This window comes from Paraliomyxa miuraensis, assembly GCF_026337845.1.
In the GTDB taxonomy this organism is placed as follows: Bacteria; Myxococcota_A; Polyangia; order Nannocystales; family Nannocystaceae; genus Paraliomyxa; species Paraliomyxa miuraensis.
This window is the reverse complement of record NZ_JAOVZF010000163.1, coordinates 342,213-368,805: the sequence shown is the minus strand read 5'-3', so window position 1 is coordinate 368,805 and position 26,593 is coordinate 342,213. Positions and strand designations below refer to the sequence as shown.

Genomic DNA, 26,593 nt, shown 5'->3' with positions numbered 1-26,593 from the left:
GGCTCGGTGGCGCGCCGGCATCTGCACACGATCCCCGCGAGCATGGCGGAACGGCTGTCGGCGGAGGCCCTGGCCGAGCTACGGGCGCTGCAGGCCGGGGTCGAGCGGCTGGTGGGCGACCGGCAGGAGCCCGAGCCGCCCGACCCGTGGCAGGCGATCGCCGATCTGGCGCAGTGGTACCTGATGCTGGCGCTCGAGCCCGCGGCCAGCCACGTGTCGGTGGACACCGAGCGCTGCACGTTCTTGCTGGGCGAGGCGGCGGCGCACGGCATCGCACCCACGAGGGAGGGGATGGCGGGCTTGCAGCGCGCTTGGCTGGGCTCGGCGCGCTGGCCGTGCTTCCCCGGCGACCGGGCGCCGCCGCTCTTGTAGAGGCCCGACGGAGGCTACTGGCACTCCGACAGGCACTCGTTCTTTTCCATGTTGCACTGGGGCTTGGGCGTGGACGATTGCAAGCAAGCCTGGAAGTTCGCGTAGCACTGCTGCGAGCAGGTGAGGGCGGAAGCGGGGGCCGGGTTCGTCGTCATGGCGGCGGCGAAGGCTCCGATGGCAAAGAGAATCCCGACCTTGATGGTGTAGCGGTTCATGTCGAGGTGGAGGCCCCGACTTGGACGATGTGACGCGAACTCGGAGAAATTCCTGCCGGCTCAGCCCGCGCCGTCCTTGGCGTCGTCGGTCACGAGCCAGGCGGACAGCGGCAGGGTCTCGATGGCGTCCTCGGGCACGAAGTGCGCGAGGCCCTGCTCGGGCTGGACCATCATGCGCTTGCCAATGGTGGGGAACAGGCCGACGTCGAAGCCGTTGCGCTCTCCGCCCTGCAAGAACAGGAGGTCGACGTCGCCCGAGTTGCGCAGGTGGTGCACGGTGCCGTCGGTGGGAAAGCCCAGGAAGTCACCGGGGCCGATCTCGTGCTCGTGCTCGCCGATGAGCGCGTGGCCGCGACCTTCGAGCACGTAGACCCATTCCTCGTTGGTGGTGTGGGCATGCGGAAGGAAGCTCTCCTTGCCGGGGGGGATGCGGCCGAGGTTGACTCCCATGCGCTTCATCCCGGTCGGGTCGCTCAGCCTCCGCATGTGGATCTCGGACTGCGGGTTGAGCGGGTGCCGCACGTGTATGGCCTCGGATGCCTCGAGCTCGGCGCGGCGTAGCAGGTGCTTGGGGGTGGTGCTCATGGTCGCGCAGCGTAGCATCGGCGAGCCGCCGTCGACTTGGGCATGATCGTCCGGCCGTGCCCCGCTCCCTCTACGATCGCCCGCTGATCTATCGCATGATGCACCACGAGCGCAGCGCCGACCTGCCGTTCTACCTTCGGTCGACGGAGGGTCGGGCAAGGGTGCTGGAGTACGGGGTGGGGATGGGCCGGGTCGCCTTGCCGATGGTGCGTCGTGGCCAGCAGGTCACGGGCGTGGACCTGAGCGCATCGATGATCGAGCACGCGAGGGCTGCACTACGGGAGGAGCCGGAGGACGTGCAGGCCCGGCTTCGGCTGGTACACGCCGATGGGCGCACGCTGTCGCTGCACGCGCGCTTCGATGCGGTGACCTGTCCCTTCAACGGCATCGCACATCACCACGATCTGCGGCAGCTCGAGGCGTTCCTGGCCCGGGTGCGCGAGCACATGCGACCCGAGGGGCTGTTCGTGCTGGACGTACTGGTGCCCGACCCGGCGCTGCTCTCGGGTACCACCACCGAAGTGCCGTGGTTTCGCGACCCGGCCGACGGCACGGTCTGTCGCGCCACCGAGCACATCGAGTACGAGCCGCTCTCGCAGGTGCTCACGGTGACCATGACCATTCGACGCATGGAGGGAGAGGACGAGCGCGAGCCGGAGGCGCTGGTGCTGCAGCTGCGACAGCTGTTCCCGCAGGAGGCGCGGCTGCTGCTGCTCCACCACGGGTTCGAGGTGGTGCGGCAGCAGACCGAGCTGGGGGACGTGGTCGGCTACGTGTGCCGCCTGGCGTGAGGGGGGCCGCGGAGCCGCTCCCACGCTACGAGCTGCCCAGCCGGATCTCGGGCAGCCGCAGCGGGAGCACGTCGCGGTAGGACACCACGCCCTCGAGGCTGCCGTGGAAGCGCTCGGCCAGCGCGGGGCGGCGCTGGAGCAGCCACATGGCGAGGTTCTTGCGCCGGGTGCCCAGCAGCAGCGTGCGCAGCCGTAGCGCGGCCATCAGCTCGGGCCACAGCAGGGTGTCGTAGCTTCGCTGCCAGCGCCGCTGAGCCTGCGCGGGATCGCGAGCGCCGTCGATCGCCTGGGCCACGAGGCGGCCGCTGAGCACCGCGTTCGTGATCCCCTCGCCGGTGATCGGATCGGTGAGGTTGGCCGCATCGCCCACCCGCAGCACACCATGGCCGGCGACCTCGAGCCGCTCGGAGGCCAGCGCCAGGTGGTGACCGCGGGTGCGCCCCTGCTCGATCGCCACCGTGGCCAGCCGGCGCGCCACCGGATTCTCCTCGACGAAGCGCTCGAAGTCCTCTCGGATCTTGATCCCGCGAGCATCGTGCTCCGCACGCCACAGCCCCACGCCGAGGTTGATCCGTACGTGCTCGCGGGTGACGTCGACGGGGAAGATCCACCCGTAGCCCATGCGAAAGCGCTCGATCGTGTGCAGTCGCACCGTGCTCCGCGTGGTGGCGTCGATGCGGTTGGTGGGCACGGTCCAGTACGCGCGCACGGCCACCGTGTTGGGCTGTCCGGCGTACACGCCACGGGCATCGACCACCAGGTCGTGCTCGCCCACCAGCGTGGCGGGATCCCGCACACGGGCGATCTCCATGCGACACCCGGCTGCGACTGCGCGGCGCACGAGCATCGCATCGAACACGTCCCGGGGGACGCACGCGCTCGGAGCGTCCTCACTCCGCACGTGGCTGAGCTGGCCGTTGGGAGCACCCACGATGCTGCCGCGGATCTCGGCGCGCTGCGACGCGAGCTGTCGCAATCGTACCCATGGCAGGCCCATGGTCTCGAGCTCGGTCAGCGTGCCGCGCGTGATCCAGTCCCCGCAGGTCTTGGGCCGGGGGAAGCCGTGTTGATCCAGCAGGATCACTTCGTGCCCCAGTCGGGCGAGGTGGTGCCCGGCGGCTGCGCCCGCCGGTCCCGCCCCAACGACCGCGATCCTCACGCGGCGATACCCCCGTTCACGGGCATGGGGTGCGACTCGGGCGCGGCCACGGGCACGCGTGGGAGGTGGGTCCGCACGGAAGGCGCCAGCTCGGAGGGACTATCTCACGCCAGCAGGACCGACAACAGGGGGCTTCGGGCGCGGCTCACGTTGACACCCCGACCGGCGGAGCGTCACCATGGCGCCGTCGGTGTGCCGTGTCGACCGAGCCAATGGGTGAGCATCGTGGCGGTCGGCCACCGCGTTCGTACAACCGCAGCCAGGCCGACGCTCGCCGATACGAGCGCCACGGAGTGGCGTACATGGCGGCCATCTACGCCTCGCTGGGGATCGCGATGGCGGGATGGGCTTCGGTCGAGCTGCTCGCGCCGGTGATCGTGGTGTGTTACCTGCGCGGGGCGTTGCTCACCCACGAGCTGATGCACGTGCGCCGACCCGAGCAGGTGGTGTGGCCGTTGCGCATGATGATGCTGTTCGAGACCCCGCTGGGCCTGGGCTATCGCGAGCACCAGGACATCCACCTGCGTCACCACCGAAGGACCGCCACGGCCGACGATCCCGAGCTGTTCCAGATCCGCGGAGGATCGGTGCGTGCGTTCGGGGCGGCGATGCTCGGCCCCGAGCTCGCGGCTGCGGGCTGGGTGCTCGGGCAGGGCATCGGCGCCTCGCTCCGCCGCGAGGCAACCGTGCGAGCGTTGACGATGCTGTCGCTCGTCGCCATCGCCCCCGCGGTGTTCTTCTCCTACTGGCTCGTGCTGCGGCTGACGGTGGGCACGTCGAACTTCGTGTTCCACCACGTGCTGCACTACCGCAGGGGGGTGCGAGCAGGCGGGCGTGGGGACGAACGAGACGAGGACGCGAGGTACGGCACGTTCTCCCTGCGGCTGCCTCGCCCCCTGGACGCCGCACTGCGCCTCGTGCTGGGACCGGACCTGGCGGCGGTCCTATGCGAGCACGACGCTCATCACGCGTGGCCCCGGGTCAAGGCCGATCTCCTGCCGGGGTTGTTGTCCGCGTTTCCGGCGAGCCCGGTCGTGCGCGCGACGAATACGGAGGATCGTCGATGACGAGGTGTCCAAGCTGCTCGGCCACGGTCGAGGACACGGCGAGGTTCTGTTCGAGCTGCGGCACGCGCTTGCAGGCCTCGGCTCCGGCTCCAACCCCGGCCCCGGCCGCGCGCACGGGGTCCGGAACCGAAGATCGCCTGCGAGCCGAGCGTCGTCAGCTGACGGTGATGTTCTGCGACATCGCCGACTCGACCAAGCTCAGCGAGCAGCTCGATCCCGAGGACCTCATGGCGGTCGTGCGCCGCTACCAGAGCACCTGCGCCCAGGTGATCGAGCGTTTCGGGGGCAGCATCGCGCAGTACCTGGGCGATGGGCTCCTGGTCTACTTCGGCTATCCCACCGCGTTCGAGGACGCCCCGACCCGGGCCGCCCGCGCCGGCCTCGAGATGCTCGAGGCGCTCGACACCCTCAACGAGGGGCTGGAGCGCGAGCTGGGCGTGACCATCAAGATCCGCCTGGGCATCCACACGGGGCTGGTGGTGGTGGGCGAGGTGGGGGGCGGATCCAAGCGCGAGCAGCTCGCGGTCGGCGACACTGCCAACATCGCCGCCCGGCTCGAGTCGCTGGCCGGTCCCAACTCGGGGGTCGTCAGCGAGGCCACGCGACGGCTCATTGGAGGGTTGTTCCAGCTCGAGTCGCTCGGCAAGAGGGAACTCAAGGGCATTGCCACGCCCATGGAGGTCTTTCGTCTGCTGCGGGTGGTGGCACGGCATCGCCTCGAGGCGGTGGGCGAGCAGGCGCTCACTCCGTTCGTGGGGCGAGCCAAGGAGCTCGAGGTGCTCCGATCGTGCTGGGAGGCGGCCGGACAGGGGCGTGGCAGCGCCGCGCTGGTGGTGGCGGAGCCGGGCGTGGGCAAGTCCCGCATGCTCTCCGCGTTCAAGGCCACGCTGGGCGAGGGGCCGTATCGCGTGCACGACGTGTACTGCATGCCGTTCTTCGTCAACAGCGCCATGCATCCGATCGTCGAGATGCTGCGGGTCGAGTCGGGCATCGGTCGGCACGATGCCCCGGCCAGGGCGCTCGAGCGCCTGCGAGGGTGGCTCGAGGGGCGTGCCTCGCGTCCAGCCTCGCGCTTGGCCGACGCGGAGCCCCTGCTCGCCGCGCTGCTCGACATCCCGCCCAGCGCCGGCTACGAGCCGGCCGCCCTGTCGCCCCAGGCCCGCAAGCTCCGCACCACCGAGGTGCTGGTCGAGCTGCTGCTGCCGAGCGACGACGAGCCCCCCCGGCTGCTGGTGCTGGAGGACGTGCACTGGATCGATCCATCGACGCTCGATCTGGTCAAGCTGCTGGTCACGCGGCTCCCCGAGCGTCGGGTCATGGTGCTGATGACGGCCCGTCCGGTGTTCCAGTCGCCCTGGACGGACGACGAGCGCGTGCACGAGCTCCGGCTGCGGCCGTTCTCCGGCGAGGACAGCCGAGCGCTGGTGCTGGCCATGACCGAGGGTCTTCGCCTGCCGCCCAAGATGCTGGCCCAGGTCGTCGAGCGCACCGATGGGATTCCGCTGTTCGTCGAGGAGCTGACGCGCATGCTGATGGACGCGGGGCAGATCGAGGACACCAAGACCAGCGCGATCCCGGCCACTCTGCACGACTCGCTGATGGCGCGGCTCGATCGCATCGATCCGCTCGCCCGCAAGGTGGCGCAGCTGGGGGCCACCATCGGACGCACGTTCGACCTTCGCCTGCTCGAGCAGATCTTCTCGGGCCCGAGGGAGCAGCTCGAGCGCGCGCTCGACGAGCTGGTGGAGTCCCAGCTCGTGCTGCGGCAGAGCGACACCTACATCTTCAAGCACGCGCTGATCCAGGACGTGGCCTACGAGTCGCTGCTCAAGCGGACGCGCCAGGAGTACCACGGACGCATCGCCAAGGCGCTCGAGGAGGGCTTTGGCGAGCAAGCCGAGGTCGAGCCCGAGCTGCTCGCTCACCACCTCGAGGCGGCCGGCGGCGCTCGGATCGAGGATGCGGTCGATGCCTGGCTGCGTGCAGCCGAGCGCGCTCAGGCGTCGTCGTCGAACCAGGAGGCGGTCAGCCACCTGCAGCGGGGGCTCGCGCTCGTGCCGTTGCTGCCCGAGTCGCCCGCGCGGGATCAGCTCGAGCTTCGCCTGCAGATCAAGCTGGGCACGTCGCTGTCGGCGCTCAAGGGCTATGCCTCCGAGGAGGTCGAGCAGGTGTTCGTCCGCGCCGATGCTCTGTGCGGGCAGCTGGGATCCACCCCCGAGCGGTTCTGGGTGCTGTGGGGCCTGTGGGCGTTCTATCTGGTCCAGGGCACGCACACCAAGGGGCTCTACTACGCCGAGCGGATGCTCGAGCTGGCCACCGAGCAGCAAGACGAGGCGCTGCTGCTCGAGGCCCACTTCTCGCTGGGTCTGTCGTACTTCTTCATGGGCGATGATCTGCCGCGGGCGCGCGAGCACCTCGAGTGGGTGGTGGAGCGCTTCGACGTGGAGCGCCACGGCGGCCAGGCGCTGCTCACTGGACAGAGCGTGGGGGTCACGTCGCGGTCGGTCTCGTCGCTGGTGTGCTTCCAGCTGGGGGCGCTCGATCTGGCGATCACACGTCACGAGCAGGCGCTGGCCCTGTCGGCCGAGATCGGCCACGAGTTCAGTCGGGCGTATGCGCTGGGCGTTGCCGCGTGGTTCCAGCTCTACATGCGCGATCACGCGAAGTCCCAGGCGTTCGCCGACGAGGCAGTGGCGCTGTCGCAGGAGCAGAGCTTTGGCTGGTGGCTCGTGTGGGGTACGATCCTGGGGGGCAGCGCGCGGGCGGGGCAGGGGGAGGCCGGGGCGGCCGAGCGCATTCAGCAGTGCATCGGCCTTTGGCGCCAGACCGGCTCGGGATTCACCGTGCCGTACTTCCTGGGGCTCTTGTCCGACGCGCGACGGAGCGAGGGGCATCTGCGCGAGGCGGGCCCGTTGCTCGACGAGGCGCTCGAGCTGGCCGAGTCGAGCCGCGAGCGCTTCTTCGAGGCCGAGCTGCGACGCATGCGGGGCACGCAGCGGCTCTTGCAGGCCGGCGACGATGCACGTGACGACGAGGACGCGATGGCGCTGGCCGAGGCGTCGTTCCGACGCGCCATCGAGACCGCGCGGGCTCAGGGCGCCCGCTCGTGGCAGCTGCGGGCCGCCACGTCGCTGGCCGAGCTGCTGTTGCGCCGGGGGCAGCGCGACGAGGCGCGAGCGGTGCTCGAGGAGGCGCTCGGCCCGTTCGAGGGGCAGCCCCGGACGCCCGACCTGGTCGCGGCGAGGGCGTTGCTCGAGTCGTGACCGACGCGAGCGGCTCGCTCGAGCCTACTGCTCCCGAGCGGTGTAGCGCTCGACCACCTCGTCGGGCAGCAGCTCCCGGTGATCGATCTTCGGGCCGAGGTCCCAGATGGGTGGTCCATGGGCATGCGCTGCGAGCTCGCGCAGGATCTCCTCGAGCGGCACCTCCTTGCCCTTGGCCATGCGCCGCAGCAGGGGGAGGAACCACCCGGCTCCCAGGCGGGTGATCTCGGCCATGCGCGCCAGAGCCTGCTTGGCGTCGCAGTAGGAGCCCACGCCCGTGCGCTCGTCCTGGTAGAAGAAGCCGAAGCGATGGTCGGGCGGCTTGGCCGGGCCGTACTCGAGCCCTTCTCGCGACGGAGCGTAGGCGATGAGCAGGTAGTGGCCGGTCACGGTCGATGCCGAGGTACGAACGCTACGCAACCCGGTCGATCACGTACTGCGGCCACTGCACGGTGCCGCCCGAGGGCCTGGGAGCGGGCTCGCCCGGCTGCACGGGCGGGGGCGGGCGCGTGGTGGAGACCTCGGCCATGAAGCGCTTGACCATGGGCTTGGCGAGCGACTCCATGACCACCCCCAGCGGGTTCCAGGCGAGCCCCGCGGGCTTGAGCGCCTCGTAGCCCTCCACGGGGAGCGTGAACAGGCGGTGTCGAAGCCACCGCAGCCCGCGCTGCTCGATGCCCAGCATGGCCGCGCTCTCGGGGCCGATGAAGTGCACGACGAGCTCGGCCGCGAGGTTGAGCTTGCGCAGCGGCAGGGGGACCAGGCGGTTGGTCCAGTCCATCATGGCGGCCATCAGCAGCTTCCCCTCCTCGGAGGGTCCGGCCAGTCGCTGCTTGAGCGCGTGGAACAGCGATGCGGCCTCGGAGAAGCCCTCGGGCATCAGCTCGCGCTGCACCCCCATGAGGTGACCGATCACGTTCCACAGGTGCACGTAGGCGTCGCGGTCGCGGTCGTCGAGCGCGATGCCGATGCGCTCGAGCCCCCGCACCACCACGTAGGAGAACGTCAGCAGCACGAACGCCTGGTCCTCCTGGTTGATCGGGACCGGCACCTGCTCGCCGTCACCGAAGTGGTCGCCCATCCCGAGCTCCTGCTCGACGCTCTGGTAGAACGCCTCGGGGAGGCGATAGCCCTGCACGGTGAAGCGCCGCAGCAGCGCGTGCATGAGACGGACGGTGAGCGCCTTCTCGATCCCGACCGGCAGCACGCTGGGATCTTGGCCCGGTCGCGGATACAGGGCGTGCTCGGCACAGACCGAGAGCACCATGTGGGCGGTGTGGCGCAGGCGACGGGCCGGCTGCTCGCTGAGCTGACCGCTGGCGGCGAGCACGGGGGCTCCCTTGGCGTCGAGGTAGCACTCGGGCAGGCTGGCCACCGCCAGCAGCACCGAGCCCATCACCAGGTGCTTGCGCCCCAGCGCCTGCGCATGCTCGAGAAGCTCGCGATCGGCCCACGGGGGGAGCTGACGCTGCTCCTGGAGGAACCGAGCGAGCTGATCGGTGCCGGGCGATCCCAGGAGCACGTTGTGCTGGCCGCCGCCGAGCAGCTGCCGCAGCAGGACCCGCGCGGTGTCCTCGGGGCGGCCCTCATTGGCCTCGAGCATCGCGTTCACGACGTCGTCGGCCGGGGGATCGCCCACGCAGCGCATCTCGTCGAGGAAGGCGGAGTCCCATGCACGCTGCTGGCCTTGGGGGAAGAAGCCCTGGATCGATGCGGATGCCATGCGCGGAGTATACCCTTCTCGTCGATGGGTCAGTCGTACGTACACTGGGGGGGGAGCGACGGGGGGCACCCCTCTTGTGGCTTGGGGTCCATGCAGTTGCACGGCGGCGGCATGCCCGGGGGCACGATGATGCACAGGTCGACCAGCTCCTCGAACAGGCAGTCGCACCAGGGCTCCGCTTCGTCGGCGAGGCCGTTGCCGTCGTCGTCGATGCCGTTGTGACAGTTCTCGTTGAAGTAGCCCTCGCACTGCCCGGGCTCGTCGTCGCAGGCCTTGCCGGTGGGGAGGCGCTGGGCCACCCAGCCGAGCCCCTCGAGCGGGTCTTCGAGGCCATTTTGGAGGAACTCCAGCAGTGGGCTGGGAAGCTCGAGCACGGCTTGCCCTGCCGTGGCCCAGCGCACGTTGCCTTCCACGACCCAGCTGAACGTGCGAGTGCCATGGTCGCCCTCGGGCACGAGGAATTGGGGCAACGTTCCGGTGACCACTGCGACCGGGGTGAGTGGTCCTACCCGGACGTCCTCGAACACGGTTGCGATCGTGGTACGTCCGGTGCAGTCGGTGATGGGATCGCCGAACGTCTCGAGGCCGCGAGACGTGCGGTAGCCCAGGCGAATCTCCTCGATGCCGAGCAGATCACACTCGCGGCCGGGCGGGAAGCTGTCGGTCTCGCACTTGCTGGTGTCACAGGCCGGCGCGTTGGCGTCTTCGTCGAGGCAGTCGGCCTTGCTGCACGCCGGTCCCCCCACGCACTTGATGTCCGGGGCCTCCAGGCCCTCGCAGGCGTCGGTCCCCTGGTCACCGAGCAGATCTTCGCAGGCTTCCTCGATGAAGCCGTGGGGACGGGCGAGCTCGTCGCGAATCTCGTCGTGGATCAGCTCGTGGATGGTCGCGGAGTCGCGGATGTTTCCGTCGGCATCGACGAGCGGGCCATCGGCTTCGAGCTCCCAGTCCTTGATGGTCTCGTTCAGCTCGGATGCGACGAAGTGCATCGCCTGGTCGAGCTCCATGGGATCGGACGAGTCGCACGACAGCTCGGACAGCCCGAGCGCACGTAGCGAGCTGCTCATGACCGCATAGCGGCAGTCGTCGTTGCCGTCGACCATCCCGGTGCTCGGCCACCTCGTCCTCAGGGCTTCGCACGTCGCCCCTGCGGTCATTGCGTCGCCGTTCTGGATCTGTCCGATCGCGGTGTCGGCCAGGTCGCGCAGCTCGACCAGGCAGCTCCGGGTCGGTCCGAACAGCTCGATGACGCTCTCGAGCTCGTCGAGGTTGGTGCTGGGCTCGTTGCCCATGGGATTGGCGGGATCGTCGTCGACCTCGTCGGTATAGTCGAAGCAGCACCACGAGCGCAGCGACGTGTTGGTGACGTAGCTCCCGGCGCTGATCATGCGCACCTCGAGGGTGGTGGTCACCTCGAGCTTGCTGGTCTCGGGCTCGCTCTGGAGCTGCGCGATGAGATCGTCGCACAGGTCGGTACCCTCGGGGCCGCAGAGCGGAGGCTTGTCGAGCCGTGCGATCATCCTGGCGAGCTCGCCGTCGTCGTCGCCCGCTCGCGCGCCGAGGGCCACGAGCAGGCTGTCGACCTCGGTGGAGCTGCCGTCGCTGGCCTCACAGCGCGTGATGCACTCCAGCTCGTTGGCTCGCCGGCTCGCGCCCGCGGTGCCGCCCAGGGCCGAGGGCAGCATGCCGCAGCGGCTGGCGATCGAGCACGCCAACTCGCACTCGCTGGTGGTCGGGACCTCGACGCACGAGCTCGCGGTGAGCCCCGCGCCGAGCAGCGCGAGCCCGCAGACGCTCAACAAGATCGGCCGTGGCTCGATCATCGCACTCCTCCGCTGATCATCAGGCCGAAGCCGAGGACCATGTTGGCATCCTCCACCACGGTGGTCGCCGAGCGAACGAGCGAGTCGTCGACGGCGAGATGGGACAGCATCGTCATGATGTCGATCTGGATTCGACCCACCGGGACCCCCATCGAGAGCTCGAGGTTGGCGTCGACGTCGATGTCGAGGATGGCGTTCTCGTCGTTGCCGGCGCGAAACTCGACCAGCGCGTAGTCCACTCGGCGTGCATCGACCATGGCGGTGTCGATGGCGGGGCCCAGGCGGGCGCGAAACTCCACGGGCAACGCACGCGTCCGCGAGCGGAACTCGAGGTGGGGCGACAGGAGCAACGCGTGCCGTCGCCACTGCTGCTCCTCGCGGGATGCCACGTCGAGATCCTTCCAGTCGGCACGAGGCCCGACGTAGTCGGTGAAGCCGTAGCCCAGGCTGACGCCGGTGCCGAGCCAACCACCGCGAAAGTAGCGGGTCATGCCCACCCGTGCCCGCGTGTAGAGCCTGATGCGGGAGCCGTTGCTGGCGAAGGCCAGCGGACCGCCCGAGGGCGCAAGGTCGGCCCACACGTCGATCGAGTGCGAGGTGGCATCCACGCACACCGCGTCGTCGAGCTCGCCGTCCTGGTCGGCATCCGTCGTCACCAGGTACCAGCCGGGGCGGGGCAGGTAGATCTCTCCCTTGTGCACGGTGGCGCGCGGATCGGAGCTGACGTCCTCGTCGTCGCGGCTGCGTTCGAACACCACCCTGCGTTCCTTGGTGGGCAGGGACTCGTAGGTGCTCGCGGCGGCGGCGGTGGCCTCGGGCAGCCGTGCCCCGCGGGCGACCAGCATCTCGCAGGGGGCAGGGCGATCGGCCGAGCCGGGGACCCTTCGCGCCTGGACGTCGACGAGGTGCTCGCCGACCCCGTAGAGCGACTTGTAGCGCAGCTCGATCGTCTCGTTGCCGGGCTCGGCTGCGGCCCCCGGCGGATCGTCGCTCCACCCGCTCAGGCGCAGGGTCAGGGGGCGGCGGTAGGGCTCGTGGTCGGGCGGGGGCACGAAGCGCGGCGTGGTCACTCCGAAGGTACGATCGAGCAGCGCCCCGATCGCGGCGTCCTGCTGCTCGACGGTGTCGAAGCCCACGCTCTCCACGTTGATGAAGTCCTCGAGATCGAGCCCGTCGCGGCCGTAGTACCCACGCGCGAACAGCCCGCTGACGTGGATGGAGGTGGCGCGGATGGAGTAGGACCACTGCGGCTCGCCGTCGGCGTTCGATCCGTGCGGCATGCACTGCATCGTGAACGACAGCAGCGTGTCGATGCCCTGGCGCCAGGCTTCCTGGGCGGCGGTGCCCAGCAGTGCATTGGCGTCGGCATCCTCCCGCTCGTTGGCGTCGCTGCGGTTCCTGCCGCCGAGGCGGGTCTCGAGGCTGGACAGCGCCTCGGAGGCCTCGGCGTAGGCCGAGAAGTTGGTGTAGGTCCGCGCGTCGCGGTGGGCCACGTCGCGCCCGATCACGTGGCGTACGCGCTCGGGCACGTCGCTGGCCCACAGCGGCGTGGCCTCGCAGCCCGGCAGCTTGTTGACCCCGAGCACCGCCACGCGCTGCTTGGTGGGCGTGCCGAGATCGAGCCGAAACGCCTCGCACAGGCCCGCTGCGCGCAGTTGGTCGGCGGGTGCGGTGGCTGGCAGGGGGGACAGGTGCCGCACCACGGGGCGTCGCGCCGTGCCCCGTCCCTCGCAGGTGAGGGCCGAGATCTCGTGCTCGGGCAGGCCCGAGCCCGGCTGATCGAGGGTGATGGCGAGCGTGCGATCGACCGAGAGGGGGTCGTCGGTGTCGGTCTTGGTGGTGGCATCGGCCGTGGGGGCCGCGCACACCTCCTCCTCGGGGCCGTCGTCGATGCGTACGCCGTCGAAGTACAGCCTGGTGTCCGGGTTCATGCGCACCGAGAGGTCGAGACACGAGCGCCGCGGCGCCGCGGCCCACACCACCTCGTTGCGGGTCACCAGGCCGCGCCAGACCACGGGGAGCGCCTGGTTCTCGTGCGTGCCCAGCACCACCACCGGAGAGGCCTCGGGCACGGCCGCCACGAAGAAGCGGTGACCATCGAGGCGAAGCGCGTCGGCTCGAGTCCAGCGCTGCGCATGCACGTAGTCGCGGGTGCCCACGACCACGGTGACGTCCTCGAGGCCGTCGGCCCGAATGGTGAGCAGACGGATGCTCTCCATCGTCGAGGCGGGGACTCCGAGGCAGGTCGCGAACCGCGAGGTGAAGGGCAGGCTCTCGGGGGGCTCGTCGGCCCCCACTGCATCGAGGAACTCGGCGAGCGCCTCCGAGTCGCGGAACTCCTTGCAGAGGGTGCCGGCGGCGAAGGCCGACAGACCGGCGTCGAGCTTCTCCTGGGCCACGAGGGCCGCGGGTGCATCGTGGGGGCGGCCTTCGGCCCACGCGGTGAGTGAGTCGCGGCCATGGCGACGGAGCATCGTCCCCACGACCCCCGCATGCCAGCCCGAGGACGAGACCAGCCGAAACAGCGCGGTATAGGTGGCGGCATCGTCCTGAGGGCCGTCGATGCATGCGCGATGGAGGCGCTCGCGTTGGGTGCGGTCGAGCGCGGTGAGCCCGTGGATCACGTCGCAATCGGCCGCGGCGGGTCGTGGAGCGGAGGCAGGTGCGGCACTGGAGGACCGAGGCCACGACAGGCACATCACCAGGGCCAGTGCACCCAGCAGCGCGCGCAGGAGGCTCACTGCCAGTCGATGGTGGTGCGGCACGGGAGCTCGTCCTTCCAATTCGAGGTGAGAGTGCTGGACTTGATCTTCTGGAGGCCCGACTTGGCCTTGCCAGCCGCATCACCACAGTCAGGGCACTTGCCGAGCACCACGCGGCCGTCCTCGCGGGCCCATGCCTCGAGATCGTAGCGGCCGCCGGAGGACGGAAGGCTGTCGCGAACCAGCTCCTTGATACCGCTGCCACACCGCTTGCTCGGTCGCGTGGTGGTGATCGCGGGGTTGGCTCGAGGTGGCTTGGTCGTCTTGTTCTGCTTGGAGACCGTGACCTGTTCTCGCTCGGGCTCGGCCGCGGTGTCCCCGTTGGTCTCGTGGGTGTCGGCGTAGGTCTCGTAGGTGTCGGCGTAGGTGCCGTGGGTCTCGGCGAACGTGTCGTAGGTCTCGTAGGTGGCCCGCTCGTCCTCGATGCCCTCGCTCGAGCCGGGCGTGGTCGTGCCCACCACGGCTGCGGGGTAGTCGTCCTCCTCCGGGTCTTCTTCGAGGTACTCGTCGGGTATGAAGGCGAGGATGAGGAAGACCGCGATGATGGTGGTGCTCGCCACCGCCAGATAGGCGACCCAGCGGGACGTGCGTGGTGTGGGTGGTGGAGCGGACGCGAGCACGTCGGTCGTCGGGGCGGTCACGGCCACGGCGGGCTCCGGGCTCGGTGCGGGCTCGGGCGCGGCCTTCGGCGCGGTCGGAGGCACCAGCACGTGGCCGCGGTCGCCGTCCTCCGGTCGGGCATAGAGCTGCAGGCTGGCCCAGTCGAGCTGGCTCACCTCACGCGAGGCTGCGGTGCGGGCCTCCACGAATCCACGCTCGACCGACTCGCCTTCGAGCAGCGCCTGGTAGAGCGCCCCGGCCATGCGAGTCGAGCCGCGGGCCGACAGCGGGTAGCGCGATGCGATCACGTACTGAACCCCGGCGCGATGCAGGCGCTGGGCCACGCTGCCGATGCGGTTGCCGGGCTGCCCCATGTTGCCGCCATCGCAGGCGGCGACCACCACCAAGCGCAGCGCGTGGGCGTGGGGCGCGAGCAGCTGCTGGAGGCGGCCCGCGTCGACCACGGCGGGACGTCCGTCGTCCTCGGCGTCGAGGCTCAAGCCGAAGGTCGAGCCCACCTCGGCGCCGTGGCACAGGAGGTGCAGTGCGCGAAACGGGCGGCCTGTCGCGGCCGCGGCCTCCAGCGCATCGGCGATCGACCCGTAGGACGCATTGGGCAGCACCTCCACTGCATCGTCGCGCTCGGTCGCGGACGCGGCGCGTTCGATCGCCTTGGTCTGCTCGGCGGCCGGGACCCCGCCGCCGCCGGCCGACCACGCTACGAGCACGCGGCCGGGGCCGTCGATGGCCTCGGGCTCCGCGGACACGGTGGCGGTACCAGGCCAGGCGTAGCGCAGCAGCACGTGATCGAGCGCGCCGAGGTGCTGCCCGTCGGCACGCAGCGTGAGCAGCTCCCAGGGCAGCGCGTAGAGCTCGGCCGCGGCCGAGCGGATCGTGATGTGCACGCGGCGTCGCGAGGCCCGGGCCTCGACGATGGTGGCCTCGTGACGCGACCAGCCGGCGGGATCGAGCAGCTCGCGCAGCAGCTCGCCGACGCGCGCCACCGTGGCGGGGTCGCGATCGGGCGTGCGGACCTCCTCGAGGTCGCGCAGCAGCTCGCGGCTCCACGGCAGCTCGGTGGTCTCGTACGAGCCCTGCGCTCCCCTCACCAGGTAGGTCTGGCGGGCGAAGCGAAACGCAAACGCATCGTCGGCCGCCTCCGCTCGCACGAGCTCGAGCTCGATGTGGATGGGCTCATCGTCGCGGGAACTCGAGGCAGCAGTGGTCGATGTCATGTGTGAACGCGAGGACGAGGTGCTGCGTCATCGTAGCACTCGCGTTCACAGATGGGCTGTTTCACCCGATTTCAGCGCTGGATCGCGGAACGCCCCGCTTCGGTGTATCGCCGCACGAGGTCTTCGAACTCGCGACGGCCGAGCTCGAGGCCACACTCTTGCAAGATCTTCGGCACTCCGAGATCTCCGACCAGGTAGAGGCCGATGGCGCGCTCGAGGGCGTCGAGATCCACGTCGAGCGTAGGCTCGGGCTGGGAGCTCTGCGTCGGGGTTTGGCTGACCCCGAAGCCGAACATCGCCGATAGATCGATGTTGCTGGCTTGCTGCACGACCTCGGGCCGAAGCGGCAGGCGTGCGGCCGGATCACCGAGCAGGATGTAGCCCGCCAGATCGTTGCGCAGCATCCACAGGTGGCCCCGGCGCTCGGGATCGTCTTCGCCGCTCTCGATGAGCGCCGCGAGATCGGTGTTGGCCTGGCCATAGTGTCGATAGAGCTCGCGAAACGCCACGCCCACTCGGTCTTGCCGCAGCAGCCCGTGGAGTACGTCGATGAAGCGACCGGGACGGTCGACGGGGCGGCCGCCATCGCGCTCGCGAAAGCTGTAGGTCCACGCCAGATCCACGTGGCCGATGAAGGCCAGCGGCCCGTTGGAGCTGGCGAGCACCGCCTTGGGGACGGCGGCGGTGAATGGCCGGCCGTTGGTGGCCAGGCTGGCGCCGATCGACTCGGTGGAGCCGCTGAAGCTGCCGATGGCCTGCAGCTGGTCGAGCCATGTTCGATACTTGCTCGCCTCGGGGGTACCGGCGCCGAAGCACGCCAGCATGAACCACACCCCGCCGGGCAGGAAGCGCTGGTTGGTCAGCGCCTCGCCGGTGAGCAGCCCGCCCGAGCGGCCGAAGCTCATGCCGCCCTGCAGGCGTCGCTGCTCCTCGGTCGAGCGCCAGCCCTGCCGCGGGGCCCCGGCGCCGTGGCTGATGGTGAACAGCACCGCGGGGTCGTCCTTGATCGCCTCTTCGATCAGCGGTCCCGGCTTGGGCGTGTAGCCGTGATCGACCGCGATGACCTGCGACGCCGGGAACTCGCCCTGTTCGAAGTCGCGGCGGGCCAGCTCGAGGCCCGGCAGCATCAGGCTCTGGTGGCCCACGGTGGTGGCCGAGGTGCGGTCCTGGACGGTGTGGAACACGGCGCGAGCGCGGGTGCTCGGCGAGGGCTCCTGCTCCCAGCGCAGCAGCTTGTCGACGTAGGCTTCGTAGTGCTCGGGGTCGTCGAAGGCCAGGCGACCCACGTAGCCGTCCGAGCCCTGCATCATCTGGAGCTCGGCGGAGACCTGGTCGAGCTCGCCGAGGATGAGCTGGTAGCGGGGCAGGTCGCGGCGGCGGACGTTGGGTCCCTCGAAGTGATCCTTGCGCCAGCGCGAGACCTCGGCCGCGCTCATGCCCGAGGGGACGCGGTAGACGGAGACCTTGGCGTCCTGCTGCTCCTGGCGACGGGCGATGAGGCGCTCGATGCGTCCGAGCAGCTCGTCGCCCACGGGCCCCTCGGGGGCGATGACGCCCCAGCGCTGCGCGGCCAGCTCGTTGGCCTCGCGCGACTCGTCCCACAGGTGCTCGGGGTCCTCGTAGCCGGTGCCCGAGAGCTCGGCGGATGCGTTGGCCGACGCGACCGGGCCCTCGAGCACGGGATCGAGCTCATCGGCATGCACGAGCAGGAGGTCGGTGTCCTCGGGTGCGGGCATGGTGCGCTCCTCGGGTGAGTCTAGCGGGACGAAGGTGGAATGTCCGCTCGGCGAGGTGCGGGTCGTGGTGATCGACTCGCCTCCACGAGACTGCGGCTGTCGTCAAAATGCCCGAATTCCTCCGTTGTCGCGCTCTGGCGGCCGAATTCGCCCCGGGAGTGGAAAGCCCCCCGGCCTAGGGTGTCCAATGGGCCGGCATGTCCAGCCTCACCGACAAACCCATGGCGCGTGCTCACGAGCACCTCGCCTCCGCTCGCTACGCCGAGGCTGCAGGCGCATTTCGAGCGGTGCTTCGCATCGATCCCGGCGAGTTCCGAGCGCACTTCGGCCTGGCCGATGCGCTGGTGGCTCGGGGACAGGTGAACGAGGCGGTCGACGGGCTCGTGGCGGCGGCCGAGGCATGCAGCGAGCAAGACGATCACGCGGCGGCGCTCACCCTCTATGGCAAGGCGCTGACCATCAATCCCAATCGGCTCGAGCTGCACCTCGACGTGGCGATGGCCGAGGCAGCGCTGGGGCGGATGGAGGCGGCGCAGGGACGCCTCGAGCACCTGGCCGAGGTGTACATGCGCTCGGGACGAACCGACGAGGCCGCCGAGGTCTACCGCTGCCTGGCAGGGTGGGAAGCCGACGCCGAGGAAGAGGACGACGAGTCGGAGTACGAGGACGAGGTCGAGGAGTACGCGGACGACGGCTCGAGCGCCGCTTCGTACGGAGCGCAGCCCGGCGCCGCGGGGGCTCCGATGCACGTGCCGACCACCGAGACGGTGGTGGTCCCGACCATCCTCATCACCCCCGACGGCCAGCTGCTGCAGATGCCGATCGAGCGGCAGCCCAAGCCGGGGCCTTCGGTTCGACGGGTCGAGATCAAGGAAGACGAGGAGCCGGCGCCATCGATCCCCCCCGAGCTGATGCAGGCCGCCCAGTCGGCGCCGATCGACGTGGCCGACGAGTCGGAGCTCGACGACGTGGAGGGCACGGTGGTCGCCTATCCGCCGCCGCCACCCAAGGCGCCCGAGCACGACGTCGACGTCGCTCGCAGCGATCTCGAGGCCGCCGTGGTCGCGGCGCTCGACAACCTCGCCCAGCTCGAAGAGGACGACATGACGCTGGTGATGCAGCGCTTGCCTCCGCAGCCCAAGAACCCGTCGATGCGTCGGCGGCTGGCCGGCGAGTCGCGGCTGCCGGAGTTCATCACCAACTCGCACCTGCGCAAGCCCGAGATCCCCAAGCGCGAGCGCGAGCCGGTGGAGGGTGGCAAGCTGCGCGTGCGTCCGGCTCCGCGCCCGACGGCCGAAGCTCCGGCGTCGGCCCCGGAGCCCGCACCCAGGGCCGCTTCGGCACGGACGGCGACGCCGAAGCAAGGATCCCGAGGGGTGCCTCGCACGGGCGCACCGGGGCCGACCAAGGGAGCGCCTCCGCCTCGTGGCGCGGCGCCTCCGGCCAAGGCGGCCGCTCCAATGCGCGGCCCCGGTCCAGCGCGTCCGGGCCCTGCGGCCAAGCCTGGTGCACCCGCGCGTACGCCTGCGGGCAGGAGCGGGGCCGGTGCCGGTCCTGGTGTTGGACCACGCCCAACTGCGGCAGCTGCCGCAGGACGGGCCGCGCCAAGCAAGGCGCCACCACCGAGCAAGGCTCCCGCTCGCGCGCCCGCGGCAGCCCCGGCGAGCGCAGCTCACCCGGCCAAGCCCACGGGGCGCGATGTCCCGCCGCCCGGCACGACCACGGGGGCCAAGCCGGTGCGCCCCAACAACCCGCTGGCCGAGCGCTTGCGTCGGCGCGCCGGGCTCACGGGGCCGCAGCAGGTGGTGCCACGCTCGGCCCAGCCGCGTCCGACCTCGTCGCGCGCGACCGAGCCGATCACGGTGCGATCGCCCAAGTTCGACAAGAAGAAGTGACGGAGCGCCTCGGCGCCCGTCAGGGCATCGGCTGCTCGGTGCCGACCTTGGCGAAGCTCGTGGGCGTGCTCGTGTTGCGGAAGCCGGCCTCGATCCACGCGTCGCTGCGGGCGACGTTGGAGAACCGCAGCTCGTCGATCATCCCGCTCCACAGCCGCGAGCTCCCGGTGGCGCTCATGTTGCCCAGGTGCAGCAGCGCGTGCCCGGTCTCGATGGGGTTGGTGAAGGTGGTGCTCAGCACCCGCACGCCGTTGACGAACAGCGCCACGTCGTTGCCCGGACCGCCCACCACGCCCGCATAGTGGTACCACTGGCCGTAGGCGAACCCCGGGATCGGGTACTCGAGATCGACGCTCGGGATGCTCAGGTAGTTGACCGCCAGGTAGGCCGTGCCGAGCTGCCCCGTCGCGGAGTCGCCCACGCCCATGCTCAGCGGGAAGTCGAGCTCCGTACCCTTGTGGAACAGGCGCTGCCAGCCGGCATAGCTGGCGTCCATGCGGCCCCAGCCCTCGAAGGTCACGGGACCCGGAAGGTCGAGCCCGCCGTTGCCGATCACGATCGTCGCATTGGGCTGGGAGAACGACACGGCTCGACCCACGCGTCCGCCCATCCCGCCGTTGCTCGCGTCCATGTTGGTCGCGGTGCCGTGATTGCCGTGATCGCTGCTGTCGCGGATCTGTCCGCCCTCGACCACCGGCTCCTCGAAGTGCCATACGGCCCGATAGGCGTCGTTCCAGGCGTTGGTGGGGGACAGATCGACCAGCGACGGCGCGCCGTAGTCGAGGTAGATCGTGGTGTCCACGTCGGCCGCGATCTCCGGGATGCGGACCCAGATCACGAACCGTCCCGAGCCGGCGGCATAGCTGACCAATTCACGGGCGAGGGGCTGGAGGTTGGCGTCGCGAAACACCAGGTCGGCCCCGTCGGGCTCGAGCACGTGGCCGCCGGAGGCCACGTCGCGCAGGCCCTCGTCGCCGGCGAACGCGATGAGCGCGGTGAAGTCGAGCAGGGGCTGGGTACCGGGGACCTCGGCGGCCGCGATCACGATCTCGCGGCGGTAGAACGGCTCGAGCATTCCGGTGTCGGCGGTGTCGGCGGTGTCGGAGGCCGACGCGGATGCGCTCGTCGTGATGGTGGCCGTCGACGGCCCCGCGGTGGTGTCTGCGGCGTCGGCCGAGGTGAGCTCCGGGTCACCGGTGGGGCTGGTGGTGCCGTCGGTATCCCCGGTGCTGTTCCCGAGGACGCCGCTGGACATCGAGACCCCGCCGCCGTAGGGCGAGCAGCCCAGGGCGAAGGGGCCGCAGAGCCCAACGATGCGCAGACCTCGTGACGCCATCACGGTGGACATCGTATCGCGGTTCGAGCCGCGATGATCCGGTAAATTGCGAGGCCTACGGCAGGCTCTGCTCGGGTCCGACCGCGGCAAAGCCCGTGGGGTCGTCGATCGTGCGGAAGCCGGCCTCGATCCACGCGTCGCTGCGGGCCACGTTCGAGAAGCGGAACTCGTCGACGAAGCCGCTCCAGTGCTGGTCGAGGCCCATGTCGTCCTGGTTGCCGAAGTACAGCGTGGAGTGGCCGGTGTCGACGAGGTCGTCGATCGTGTCGGCAGCCACGCGCACGCCATCGACGAACAGCACCGCATCGGTTCCTGGCTCGCCGATGACCGCGGCGTAGTGGTGCCAGTCGCTGTAGCTGAACGCCGGGATCGCGTAGGCGAGCTCGAACTGCTGAGCCGTGAGCTGATTGACGCCCAGGGTGTAGCGACCGAACGGGTGGATCGGCTCCACGGTCGGGTCGCCCACCCAAAGCAGCAACGGGGCCGCCGTTGCGCCGCCCTTGTGGAACAGCCGCTGGAACCCATTGCTGGTCAATTGCCCCGTCATCCGTCCCCAGCCCTCGAAGGTGAGCGGGCCCGGGAGGTCGAGGCCGCCCCCGGTGATCTCGATCGCCGCATTACTCTTGGAAAACGACACTCCGGACCCCGCCCGGCCGGCGATCCCCCCGTCGATGTCGTCCATGTTGCGCGCGATACCGTCGTTGCCGGCGATGCTGCTGTCGAGGATCGGACCGCCGTCGAGCACCACGTCCTCGAAGTGCCATACCCCGACGTAGTCGTCGTTCCATGCCTGGTCCAGCGACGCTCCCACCAGCGACGGCGCCCCGTAGTCGAGGTAGATCGTGGTGGGCTCGTCGGTCGAGATCTCGGGGACCTTCACCCAGGCCGCCAGCCGGCCCGAGTCGGCGCCATAGCTCATCAGCTCGCGGCCCAGCGGCTGCAGGTCGGGATCCCGGAACACCAGGTCGGCCCCGTCGGCATCGAGCACGTGCCCGCCCGCATCCACGTGGCGCAGGCCCATGTCGCCGGTGATCATCACGCGGACCGTGAAGTCGCGCAGGGGGCCCTCGTTGGTGAGCGTCTCTCCGTGGATCGTGAGCTCGCGGCGGTAGAACGCCTCGGGCTCGCCCGAGTCGGACGAGCTGGTCGAGACGGTCGGCACGGTCGTCGAGTCGTCGACCGAGCCCGACGTGGTCGGATTGCTCGTGTCGGCGGACGCGGTCGTGGACGGACCTCCGCTGGTGTCCGCGGCGGTGGTGCCGGTCTGCGTGTCGTCCGAGGAGCCGATGCCACCGGGGTTGGGCGTGCAGCCCAGGACGACCAGACCGAGGACCCCGACGATGCCCAGCGTGGGTGGTGTATCCATGGCAGGAGACATGCTACCGCGGACGGCGCGCGATGGGATCCTCGCGGTCCGTTTCCCGCGGAAAGAACGTCGTGCGCTCGGTCCTGCTCGCGATCCCCTCGGTCCCCGCTGGCCGACGCGCTCGGGCGTCGGTCACACGGCAGACCCATTGGTGGTAGGAACCATCGCATGGCAAGAACCATCATCGTGTGCGGCTACGGTCCTGGCATCTCCTCGGCCGTCGCTCGCAAGTTCGGAGGCGAGGGCTTCCAGGTCGCGATCGTGGCCCGCAGCGCCGAGCGGCTCGAGGCGGGCGTGAAGGCGCTGACCGATGCAGGCATCACCGCCAAGGCGTTTCCGTGCGATCTCGGCGACGTCTCGGCCGTCCAGCAGCTGGTCGCCGACGTTCGCTCGTCCCTGGGACCCATCACCGTGGTGCACTGGAATGCGTACGGGGGGGCGGCCGGAGACCTGACCACGTGCGATCCCAACGACTTTCGCAAGGTGCTCGACGTGGGCGTGGTGGGCGAGGCAACGGCGGTGCAGGCAGCGCTGCCCGATCTACGGGCGCAGGAGGGCGCGGCGGTGCTCGTGACCGGCGGAGGCTTTGCGTACTACGCCGATCCGGTCGACCAGATGATCTCACAGTGGAACACCATGGGGGTGGCAGTGGCCAAGGCCGCGCAGCACAAGCTGACCGGGGTGCTGCACCAGAAGCTGAAGGCCGACGGGATCTACGTGGGGTCGATCGTGGTGATGGGCCTGGTCAAGGGCACGGCCTTCGATCAAGGAGGCCCCGGACTCGACGCCGACGACATCGCCGCGGCGTTCTGGCAGCTCTACCAGGATCGCAGCGACGTCTACCGCCAGTTTCCTGCCCAGTGACGGAGCCAGGCCCTGCTGGTGTGCCGCTTCGTGGCCGACGGCGTTCGCCTGCCTCGCGACCCCGCCAGGGCCCCCGCTTGGCGGTCGGCGGCCGGTGCGGGTAGCGTGGGGGTTCGTGCCGACCATCGAGCGCATCTGCGTCTATTGTGCGTCCTCGCCGGGGACCAACCCCACGATCCGGTCCGCGGCCCGCGCCCTGGGCGAGCTGCTGGCGGCCGAGGGCCTGGGCTTGGTCTACGGCGGCTCCTCGGTCGGCCTGATGGGGCTCATTGCCGACGCGGTGATGGCCGCGGGGGGAACGGCCGTGGGCGTGATCCCGACGCGGCTGTTCTCCACCGAGATCCCGCACCGCGGCCTGACCGAGCTCGTCCCGGTCGGCTCGATGCACGAGCGCAAGACCAAGATGTTCGAGCTCGCCGATGCCTTCATCGCCATGCCGGGGGGCTTTGGTACGCTCGAGGAGCTGGCCGAGGTCACCACGTGGGCGCAGCTGGGCATCCACCAAAAGCCGATCGGCCTGCTCAACGTGGCCGGCTACTACGATCCACTGCTGGCCTGGCTCGATCACGCGGTCGCCGAGGGGCTCCTGCGCGGGGAGAACCGCTCGCTGCTGGTCCATCACGACGAGCCGGCCGCGCTGCTGCAGGCGCTTCGCAGCTACGTTCCCAAGGTTCGCCCCAAGTGGATCGAGCTCGAGCAGACCTGAGAGCATGAAGCGGGCCGACCTCTCCAAGCTCGGGCCCGTTGGTGCCGGCGAGCCCGAGGGCAGCCGCCTCGGCCTGCTGCTCTCCGAGGAGGAGCAACGTGGTCCTGTTGCCCGTGCCTCGGGCTCCGTGTGGTCGGGCGCCGCTCTCCCGTGGCGCCCGCGATGATTAGGCGCGATGATGGACACGTGACCGAATCCACCGCATCCCGTCGTGTCCTCATCACCGGTACCAGCAGCGGCTTTGGCTTCTCGGGGGCGAAGGCCCTGGCGGAGCGCGGCCACACCGTGCTCGCCACCATGCGCGGCGTGGACGGCAAGAACCGCCAGGCGGCCGACGAGCTGCGAGCCTTCGGCGAGCAGGGCGGGCATGCGCTGCACGTGATCGAGCTCGACGTGAGCGATGACGCCTCGGTGAGCACGGGCGTGGCCCGGGCACTCGAGCTCGGCGGGGGCATCGACACCGTGATCAACAACGCGGGCGTCGCCCACTTCGGGGTCTGCGAGACCTATTCCTCCGCACAGGTCGGCCAGCTCTTCGACGTGAACGTGGTCGGCTCGTTCCGCGTGGCGCAGGCCGTGCTGCCGCACATGCGTGAGGCGGGGGCGGGTCACCTGGTGTTCGTGGGGAGCTCGTTGGGCCGCCTCGTGCTGCCGTTCATGGGGCACTACGTGGCCACGAAATTCGCGATCGAGGCGCTGGCCGACAGCTTCGTGCTCGAGCTTCGTCCGCTGGGCATCGATGTCACCGTGCTCCAGCCGGGCTCGTACGGAACGTCCCTCGTGTCCAACTGGATCCAGCCCGCCGAGGCCGCGCGGGTCGAGACGTACGGGCCGGTCAGGGACGGACTGGCGGCCTTCGGCCAGGCATTTGCGCAGATGGCCGAGGCCGGAATGATCGGCGACCCGCAGGAGATCGCCCAGGCGTTCGTACGATTGGTCGAGCTGCCCGCGGGCGAGCGCCCGCCACGGCTCACCGTCGATCACATGCTCGGCGAGCTCGCGGGTGCCGTCAACGAGGCCTCCCAGAGCGCGCAGCAGGCCATGATGGCCAAGCTGAGCATGGGCAAGGGGTGAGCGTGCGGGCGTGGGTCAGCGGCCGAAGGTCTCCGCCAGCTCGACGGCACGCGCCCGCGTCATGGGCTTGACGATGTAGTCCCTGACCAACGGATCCTGCAAGGCCCTGTCGCGGTCCTGCTCGAAGCTCGATGACGTCAGCATCACGATGATCGCAGGGTCGTGCGGAGCGTCGGTCTCGAGCTCGGCGTACGCGCTCAAGAACTCGAACCCGCTCATCAGCGGCATGTTGATGTCGAGCAGGATCACCAGCGGAGGGAAGCCATCGGGGTGTGCCCGGCGGCTCTGCTCGTAGTTCTGGTACAAGGCCAGCGCCTCGGCCCCGTCGGTCACCGCGTAGATGTGCTCGAACTGGCCGGTCCTCTCCAGGACCTTCCTGGTCAGGAGGATGTCGAACGAGTTGTCGTCCACGATCAACAACGAGGCGATCGTCTTCTTGTTCACGAGTGTGGCTCCTTGCCGGGCCGGGGGGCCGAGGGGATCGAGATCTCGAAGATCGTGTCGTCTCGATTCGAGACCACGCGAACCCGGCCCCCCAGGCGATCCATGTGCTTCTTGACGATGTACAGCCCGAGCCCGCTGCCCGGGTACTTGCTCGTCGCCCGCTTGAAGATCTCGAAGATCGCGCTCGCCTGCGACTCGTCGAACCCAATGCCGTTGTCCCGGACGACGAGGACCACGTCGCCCCCCTCATCGGCGCGGGCGGTCACGGACAGGCGTCGTTCCTGGCGCTCTGTGTGGTGGTACTTGATCGCGTTGGACACCAGGTTCTCGATCACCTGCAGCACGCGCACCCGCTCCGAGTAGAGGGTGAGGCCGCCGCAGTCGCACGAGACCTGGAGCTCGGCGGTCTCGATGTCGCGCTGGTACTTCTGGAGGATCTCGGCCACGAGTCGGTCGAGGTCGATGTCCGTGCGCTCGAGGTTGCCGATGTCGGCACGCGCGAGGTTGAGAACGTCCTCGACCAGGGCGCTCAGCCGGGTCACGCTCTGTCGCATGATGTCGTGATACTCGTGGACCTCGTCCACGCTGCCGTCGCGTAGCTCCTCTTCGCATAGATCGATGAACCCACGCACGGTCTTGAGCGGGGCCAGCAGGTCGTGCGAGACGCGATAGTTGAACTGCAGCAGCTCTTCATTGAGGCGCTCGAGCTCGCGCTTGGCCCGGGTCGCGTCGGTGACGTCGTGGATCAGCGTGATGACGCCGCCGATCTCGCCCGAGGGCATGGACCAGGGGCGGACCTCGACGTCGACGACGAGCTCGGAGCCCGTGAAGGTTCGCAGCAGCATGCCCTCACGACGCTCGGCATGGCCCCCGTCGATGGTGGTGCTCATCATCGAGGTGAGCGCGAAGCAGGCCTCGAACGCGTCGTCGTAGAACTCGCCCTCGAGGAGTGGCCCCTCGTAGCGGAACAGGTCCCGCCACGCCTGGCTGTACGACAAGAACCGGGCCTTGACGTCGAACATCGCCACCGCCAGCGGGATGTGGTGCACGAAGGTGCGCAGCTCGCGGAGCTGGAGCTTGCGCTGTTCCCGGTCTCGCTGGGATACGGCGACGATGTCGGCGTCGTCGATGAGACGCGACACGCCGACGGTGCGGATCACGTTGCCCGTATCATCGAAGATCGGTGCCTTGATCGTATGGAAGTAGGAGACGTTCCCGTCGGCGTTCGTGACCGGCTCCGACGGGATGTCGAGCACGGTTCCGGTGGTGAAGACCCGGTGGTCGTCCTTGACGTACTGCACGGTATCGTCGGGATCGCTGTGCGGCGAGTCTACGATGTCCTCGAGCTGCTGCTCGGTCATCCCGTAGTAGCCGAGGAATGACTTGTTGGCCCACAACAGCTTGGAGCGCTCCCCCTTCACCAAGACCATGTCGGGGATCGCGTCAAGGACCGTTTTGTACCAGCGGCTCGAGCGCTTGTCGTCTGCCATGCGATCTCCGGGTGAGGCCAAATGAACCACAGATGGTACATCGGATCGATGAGATGCTCACCGATTCGATGGACGTGGCAGTCGATG

The 26,593-nt window shown here is 69.7% G+C and carries 22 protein-coding genes; 9 read left to right on the top strand and 13 right to left on the bottom strand.

Annotated elements, in window-relative coordinates; translation table 11 throughout:
* Nucleotides 1-6 precede the first annotated feature (6 nt).
* Nucleotides 7-372 carry a hypothetical protein gene (locus tag OEB96_RS41625; RefSeq protein ID WP_266222509.1) on the top strand — a complete coding sequence of 122 codons (366 nt, stop codon included), beginning with the start codon at nucleotides 7-9 and terminating at the stop codon, nucleotides 370-372.
* Between the two features lie 14 nt (nucleotides 373-386).
* On the opposite strand, the gene OEB96_RS41620 is transcribed toward OEB96_RS41625, so the two are convergent.
* Together OEB96_RS41620 and OEB96_RS41615 are read right to left on the bottom strand one after the other, a co-directional pair.
* On the bottom strand, nucleotides 387-587 hold the full coding sequence (locus tag OEB96_RS41620) for a hypothetical protein (RefSeq protein ID WP_266222508.1): 201 nt from the start codon (nucleotides 585-587) through the stop codon (nucleotides 387-389).
* A 60-nt stretch (nucleotides 588-647) separates the two neighbouring features.
* Nucleotides 648-1,172 (bottom strand): cupin domain-containing protein, encoded by a 525-nt coding sequence (locus OEB96_RS41615; RefSeq protein WP_266222507.1) that lies wholly within the window; start codon nucleotides 1,170-1,172, stop codon nucleotides 648-650.
* A gap of 56 nt (nucleotides 1,173-1,228) precedes the next feature.
* On the opposite strand from OEB96_RS41615, the gene OEB96_RS41610 reads away from it, so the two are divergent.
* Nucleotides 1,229-1,963: a class I SAM-dependent methyltransferase gene (locus OEB96_RS41610; RefSeq protein WP_266222506.1), complete on the top strand. Its 735-nt coding sequence runs from the start codon at nucleotides 1,229-1,231 to the stop codon at nucleotides 1,961-1,963.
* A gap of 25 nt (nucleotides 1,964-1,988) precedes the next feature.
* Here the strand turns inward: OEB96_RS41610 and OEB96_RS41605 are convergent, their stop codons facing one another.
* Nucleotides 1,989-3,122, bottom strand: a complete 1,134-nt coding sequence (locus OEB96_RS41605; protein WP_266222505.1) for an NAD(P)/FAD-dependent oxidoreductase — start codon at nucleotides 3,120-3,122, stop codon at nucleotides 1,989-1,991.
* Between the two features lie 302 nt (nucleotides 3,123-3,424).
* Between OEB96_RS41605 and OEB96_RS41600 the strand changes: the two genes are divergently transcribed.
* Nucleotides 3,425-4,189 (top strand): fatty acid desaturase, encoded by a 765-nt coding sequence (locus tag OEB96_RS41600; protein WP_266222504.1) that lies wholly within the window; start codon nucleotides 3,425-3,427, stop codon nucleotides 4,187-4,189.
* A complete protein-coding gene (locus OEB96_RS41595) occupies nucleotides 4,186-7,452 on the top strand; it encodes an adenylate/guanylate cyclase domain-containing protein (RefSeq protein ID WP_266222503.1) in 3,267 nt (1,088 codons plus the stop codon). The genes OEB96_RS41600 and OEB96_RS41595 overlap by 4 nt, the downstream gene beginning before the upstream one ends.
* A 24-nt stretch (nucleotides 7,453-7,476) precedes the next feature.
* Here the strand turns inward: OEB96_RS41595 and OEB96_RS41590 are convergent, their stop codons facing one another.
* The 6 genes from OEB96_RS41590 to OEB96_RS41565 form a co-directional block, all read right to left on the bottom strand.
* Entirely contained in the window at nucleotides 7,477-7,842 is a 366-nt protein-coding gene (locus OEB96_RS41590; RefSeq protein ID WP_266222502.1) for a hypothetical protein, read from the bottom strand.
* Between the two features lie 22 nt (nucleotides 7,843-7,864).
* On the bottom strand, nucleotides 7,865-9,175 hold the full coding sequence (locus OEB96_RS41585) for an oxygenase MpaB family protein (protein WP_266222501.1): 1,311 nt from the start codon (nucleotides 9,173-9,175) through the stop codon (nucleotides 7,865-7,867).
* Between the two features lie 29 nt (nucleotides 9,176-9,204).
* Complete coding sequence (locus OEB96_RS41580; protein WP_266222500.1) at nucleotides 9,205-10,998, bottom strand: hypothetical protein; 1,794 nt, start codon at nucleotides 10,996-10,998, stop codon at nucleotides 9,205-9,207.
* Complete coding sequence (locus OEB96_RS41575) at nucleotides 10,995-13,739, bottom strand: hypothetical protein (protein ID WP_266222499.1); 2,745 nt, start codon at nucleotides 13,737-13,739, stop codon at nucleotides 10,995-10,997. The genes OEB96_RS41580 and OEB96_RS41575 overlap by 4 nt, the downstream gene beginning before the upstream one ends.
* The gene (locus OEB96_RS41570) at nucleotides 13,736-15,595 is read right to left on the bottom strand and encodes a CHAT domain-containing protein (RefSeq protein ID WP_266222497.1); all 1,860 of its coding nucleotides are present in this window, start codon (nucleotides 15,593-15,595) and stop codon (nucleotides 13,736-13,738) included. The genes OEB96_RS41575 and OEB96_RS41570 overlap by 4 nt, the downstream gene beginning before the upstream one ends.
* Before the next feature lie 71 nt (nucleotides 15,596-15,666).
* Nucleotides 15,667-17,331: a hypothetical protein gene (locus tag OEB96_RS41565; RefSeq protein ID WP_266222496.1), complete on the bottom strand. Its 1,665-nt coding sequence runs from the start codon at nucleotides 17,329-17,331 to the stop codon at nucleotides 15,667-15,669.
* Nucleotides 17,332-17,528: 197 nt separating this feature from the next.
* On the opposite strand from OEB96_RS41565, the gene OEB96_RS41560 reads away from it, so the two are divergent.
* Nucleotides 17,529-19,226 carry a tetratricopeptide repeat protein gene (locus OEB96_RS41560; protein WP_266222495.1) on the top strand — a complete coding sequence of 566 codons (1,698 nt, stop codon included), beginning with the start codon at nucleotides 17,529-17,531 and terminating at the stop codon, nucleotides 19,224-19,226.
* 19 nt (nucleotides 19,227-19,245) lie between these two features.
* Here OEB96_RS41560 and OEB96_RS41555 read toward each other — a convergent pair whose 3' ends face one another.
* Both OEB96_RS41555 and OEB96_RS41550 read right to left on the bottom strand, forming a co-directional pair.
* The gene (locus OEB96_RS41555; protein WP_266222831.1) at nucleotides 19,246-20,562 is read right to left on the bottom strand and encodes a DUF2341 domain-containing protein; all 1,317 of its coding nucleotides are present in this window, start codon (nucleotides 20,560-20,562) and stop codon (nucleotides 19,246-19,248) included.
* A 55-nt stretch (nucleotides 20,563-20,617) separates the two neighbouring features.
* Complete coding sequence (locus OEB96_RS41550; protein WP_266222494.1) at nucleotides 20,618-21,928, bottom strand: DUF2341 domain-containing protein; 1,311 nt, start codon at nucleotides 21,926-21,928, stop codon at nucleotides 20,618-20,620.
* A 168-nt stretch (nucleotides 21,929-22,096) separates the two neighbouring features.
* Here OEB96_RS41550 and OEB96_RS41545 point away from each other — a divergent pair, with 168 nt between their 5' ends.
* The 4 genes from OEB96_RS41545 (at nucleotide 22,097) to OEB96_RS41530 (ending at nucleotide 24,572) form a co-directional block, all read left to right on the top strand.
* A complete protein-coding gene (locus OEB96_RS41545) occupies nucleotides 22,097-22,792 on the top strand; it encodes an SDR family NAD(P)-dependent oxidoreductase (protein WP_266222493.1) in 696 nt (231 codons plus the stop codon).
* A gap of 115 nt (nucleotides 22,793-22,907) precedes the next feature.
* Nucleotides 22,908-23,498, top strand: coding sequence for a TIGR00730 family Rossman fold protein (locus tag OEB96_RS41540; RefSeq protein WP_407674739.1), 591 nt, complete (start codon nucleotides 22,908-22,910; stop codon nucleotides 23,496-23,498).
* 4 nt (nucleotides 23,499-23,502) lie between these two features.
* Nucleotides 23,503-23,664, top strand: coding sequence for a hypothetical protein (locus tag OEB96_RS41535; protein WP_266222492.1), 162 nt, complete (start codon nucleotides 23,503-23,505; stop codon nucleotides 23,662-23,664).
* 20 nt (nucleotides 23,665-23,684) lie between these two features.
* Nucleotides 23,685-24,572, top strand: a complete 888-nt coding sequence (locus OEB96_RS41530; protein ID WP_266222491.1) for an SDR family oxidoreductase — start codon at nucleotides 23,685-23,687, stop codon at nucleotides 24,570-24,572.
* A gap of 15 nt (nucleotides 24,573-24,587) precedes the next feature.
* Here the strand turns inward: OEB96_RS41530 and OEB96_RS41525 are convergent, their stop codons facing one another.
* Both OEB96_RS41525 and OEB96_RS41520 read right to left on the bottom strand, forming a co-directional pair.
* A complete protein-coding gene (locus tag OEB96_RS41525; RefSeq protein WP_266222490.1) occupies nucleotides 24,588-25,016 on the bottom strand; it encodes a response regulator in 429 nt (142 codons plus the stop codon).
* Nucleotides 25,013-26,506, bottom strand: coding sequence for a PAS domain-containing sensor histidine kinase (locus OEB96_RS41520; RefSeq protein ID WP_266222489.1), 1,494 nt, complete (start codon nucleotides 26,504-26,506; stop codon nucleotides 25,013-25,015). The genes OEB96_RS41525 and OEB96_RS41520 overlap by 4 nt, the downstream gene beginning before the upstream one ends.
* Nucleotides 26,507-26,593 lie beyond the last annotated feature (87 nt).

Coding starts and splice junctions, on each gene's coding strand:
- OEB96_RS41535 (WP_266222492.1), top strand. CDS start 23,503: ATGAAGCGGGCCGACCTCTCCAAGCTCGGGCCCGTTGGTGCCGGCGAG.
- OEB96_RS41570 (WP_266222497.1), bottom strand. CDS start 15,595: ATGACATCGACCACTGCTGCCTCGAGTTCCCGCGACGATGAGCCCATC.
- OEB96_RS41555 (WP_266222831.1), bottom strand. CDS start 20,562: ATGGCGTCACGAGGTCTGCGCATCGTTGGGCTCTGCGGCCCCTTCGCC.
- OEB96_RS41545 (WP_266222493.1), top strand. CDS start 22,097: ATGGCAAGAACCATCATCGTGTGCGGCTACGGTCCTGGCATCTCCTCG.
- OEB96_RS41595 (WP_266222503.1), top strand. CDS start 4,186: ATGACGAGGTGTCCAAGCTGCTCGGCCACGGTCGAGGACACGGCGAGG.
- OEB96_RS41615 (WP_266222507.1), bottom strand. CDS start 1,172: ATGAGCACCACCCCCAAGCACCTGCTACGCCGCGCCGAGCTCGAGGCA.
- OEB96_RS41550 (WP_266222494.1), bottom strand. CDS start 21,928: ATGGATACACCACCCACGCTGGGCATCGTCGGGGTCCTCGGTCTGGTC.
- OEB96_RS41600 (WP_266222504.1), top strand. CDS start 3,425: ATGGCGGCCATCTACGCCTCGCTGGGGATCGCGATGGCGGGATGGGCT.
- OEB96_RS41620 (WP_266222508.1), bottom strand. CDS start 587: ATGAACCGCTACACCATCAAGGTCGGGATTCTCTTTGCCATCGGAGCC.
- OEB96_RS41565 (WP_266222496.1), bottom strand. CDS start 17,331: ATGCCCGCACCCGAGGACACCGACCTCCTGCTCGTGCATGCCGATGAG.
- OEB96_RS41585 (WP_266222501.1), bottom strand. CDS start 9,175: ATGGCATCCGCATCGATCCAGGGCTTCTTCCCCCAAGGCCAGCAGCGT.
- OEB96_RS41560 (WP_266222495.1), top strand. CDS start 17,529: ATGTCCAGCCTCACCGACAAACCCATGGCGCGTGCTCACGAGCACCTC.
- OEB96_RS41520 (WP_266222489.1), bottom strand. CDS start 26,506: ATGGCAGACGACAAGCGCTCGAGCCGCTGGTACAAAACGGTCCTTGAC.
- OEB96_RS41580 (WP_266222500.1), bottom strand. CDS start 10,998: ATGATCGAGCCACGGCCGATCTTGTTGAGCGTCTGCGGGCTCGCGCTG.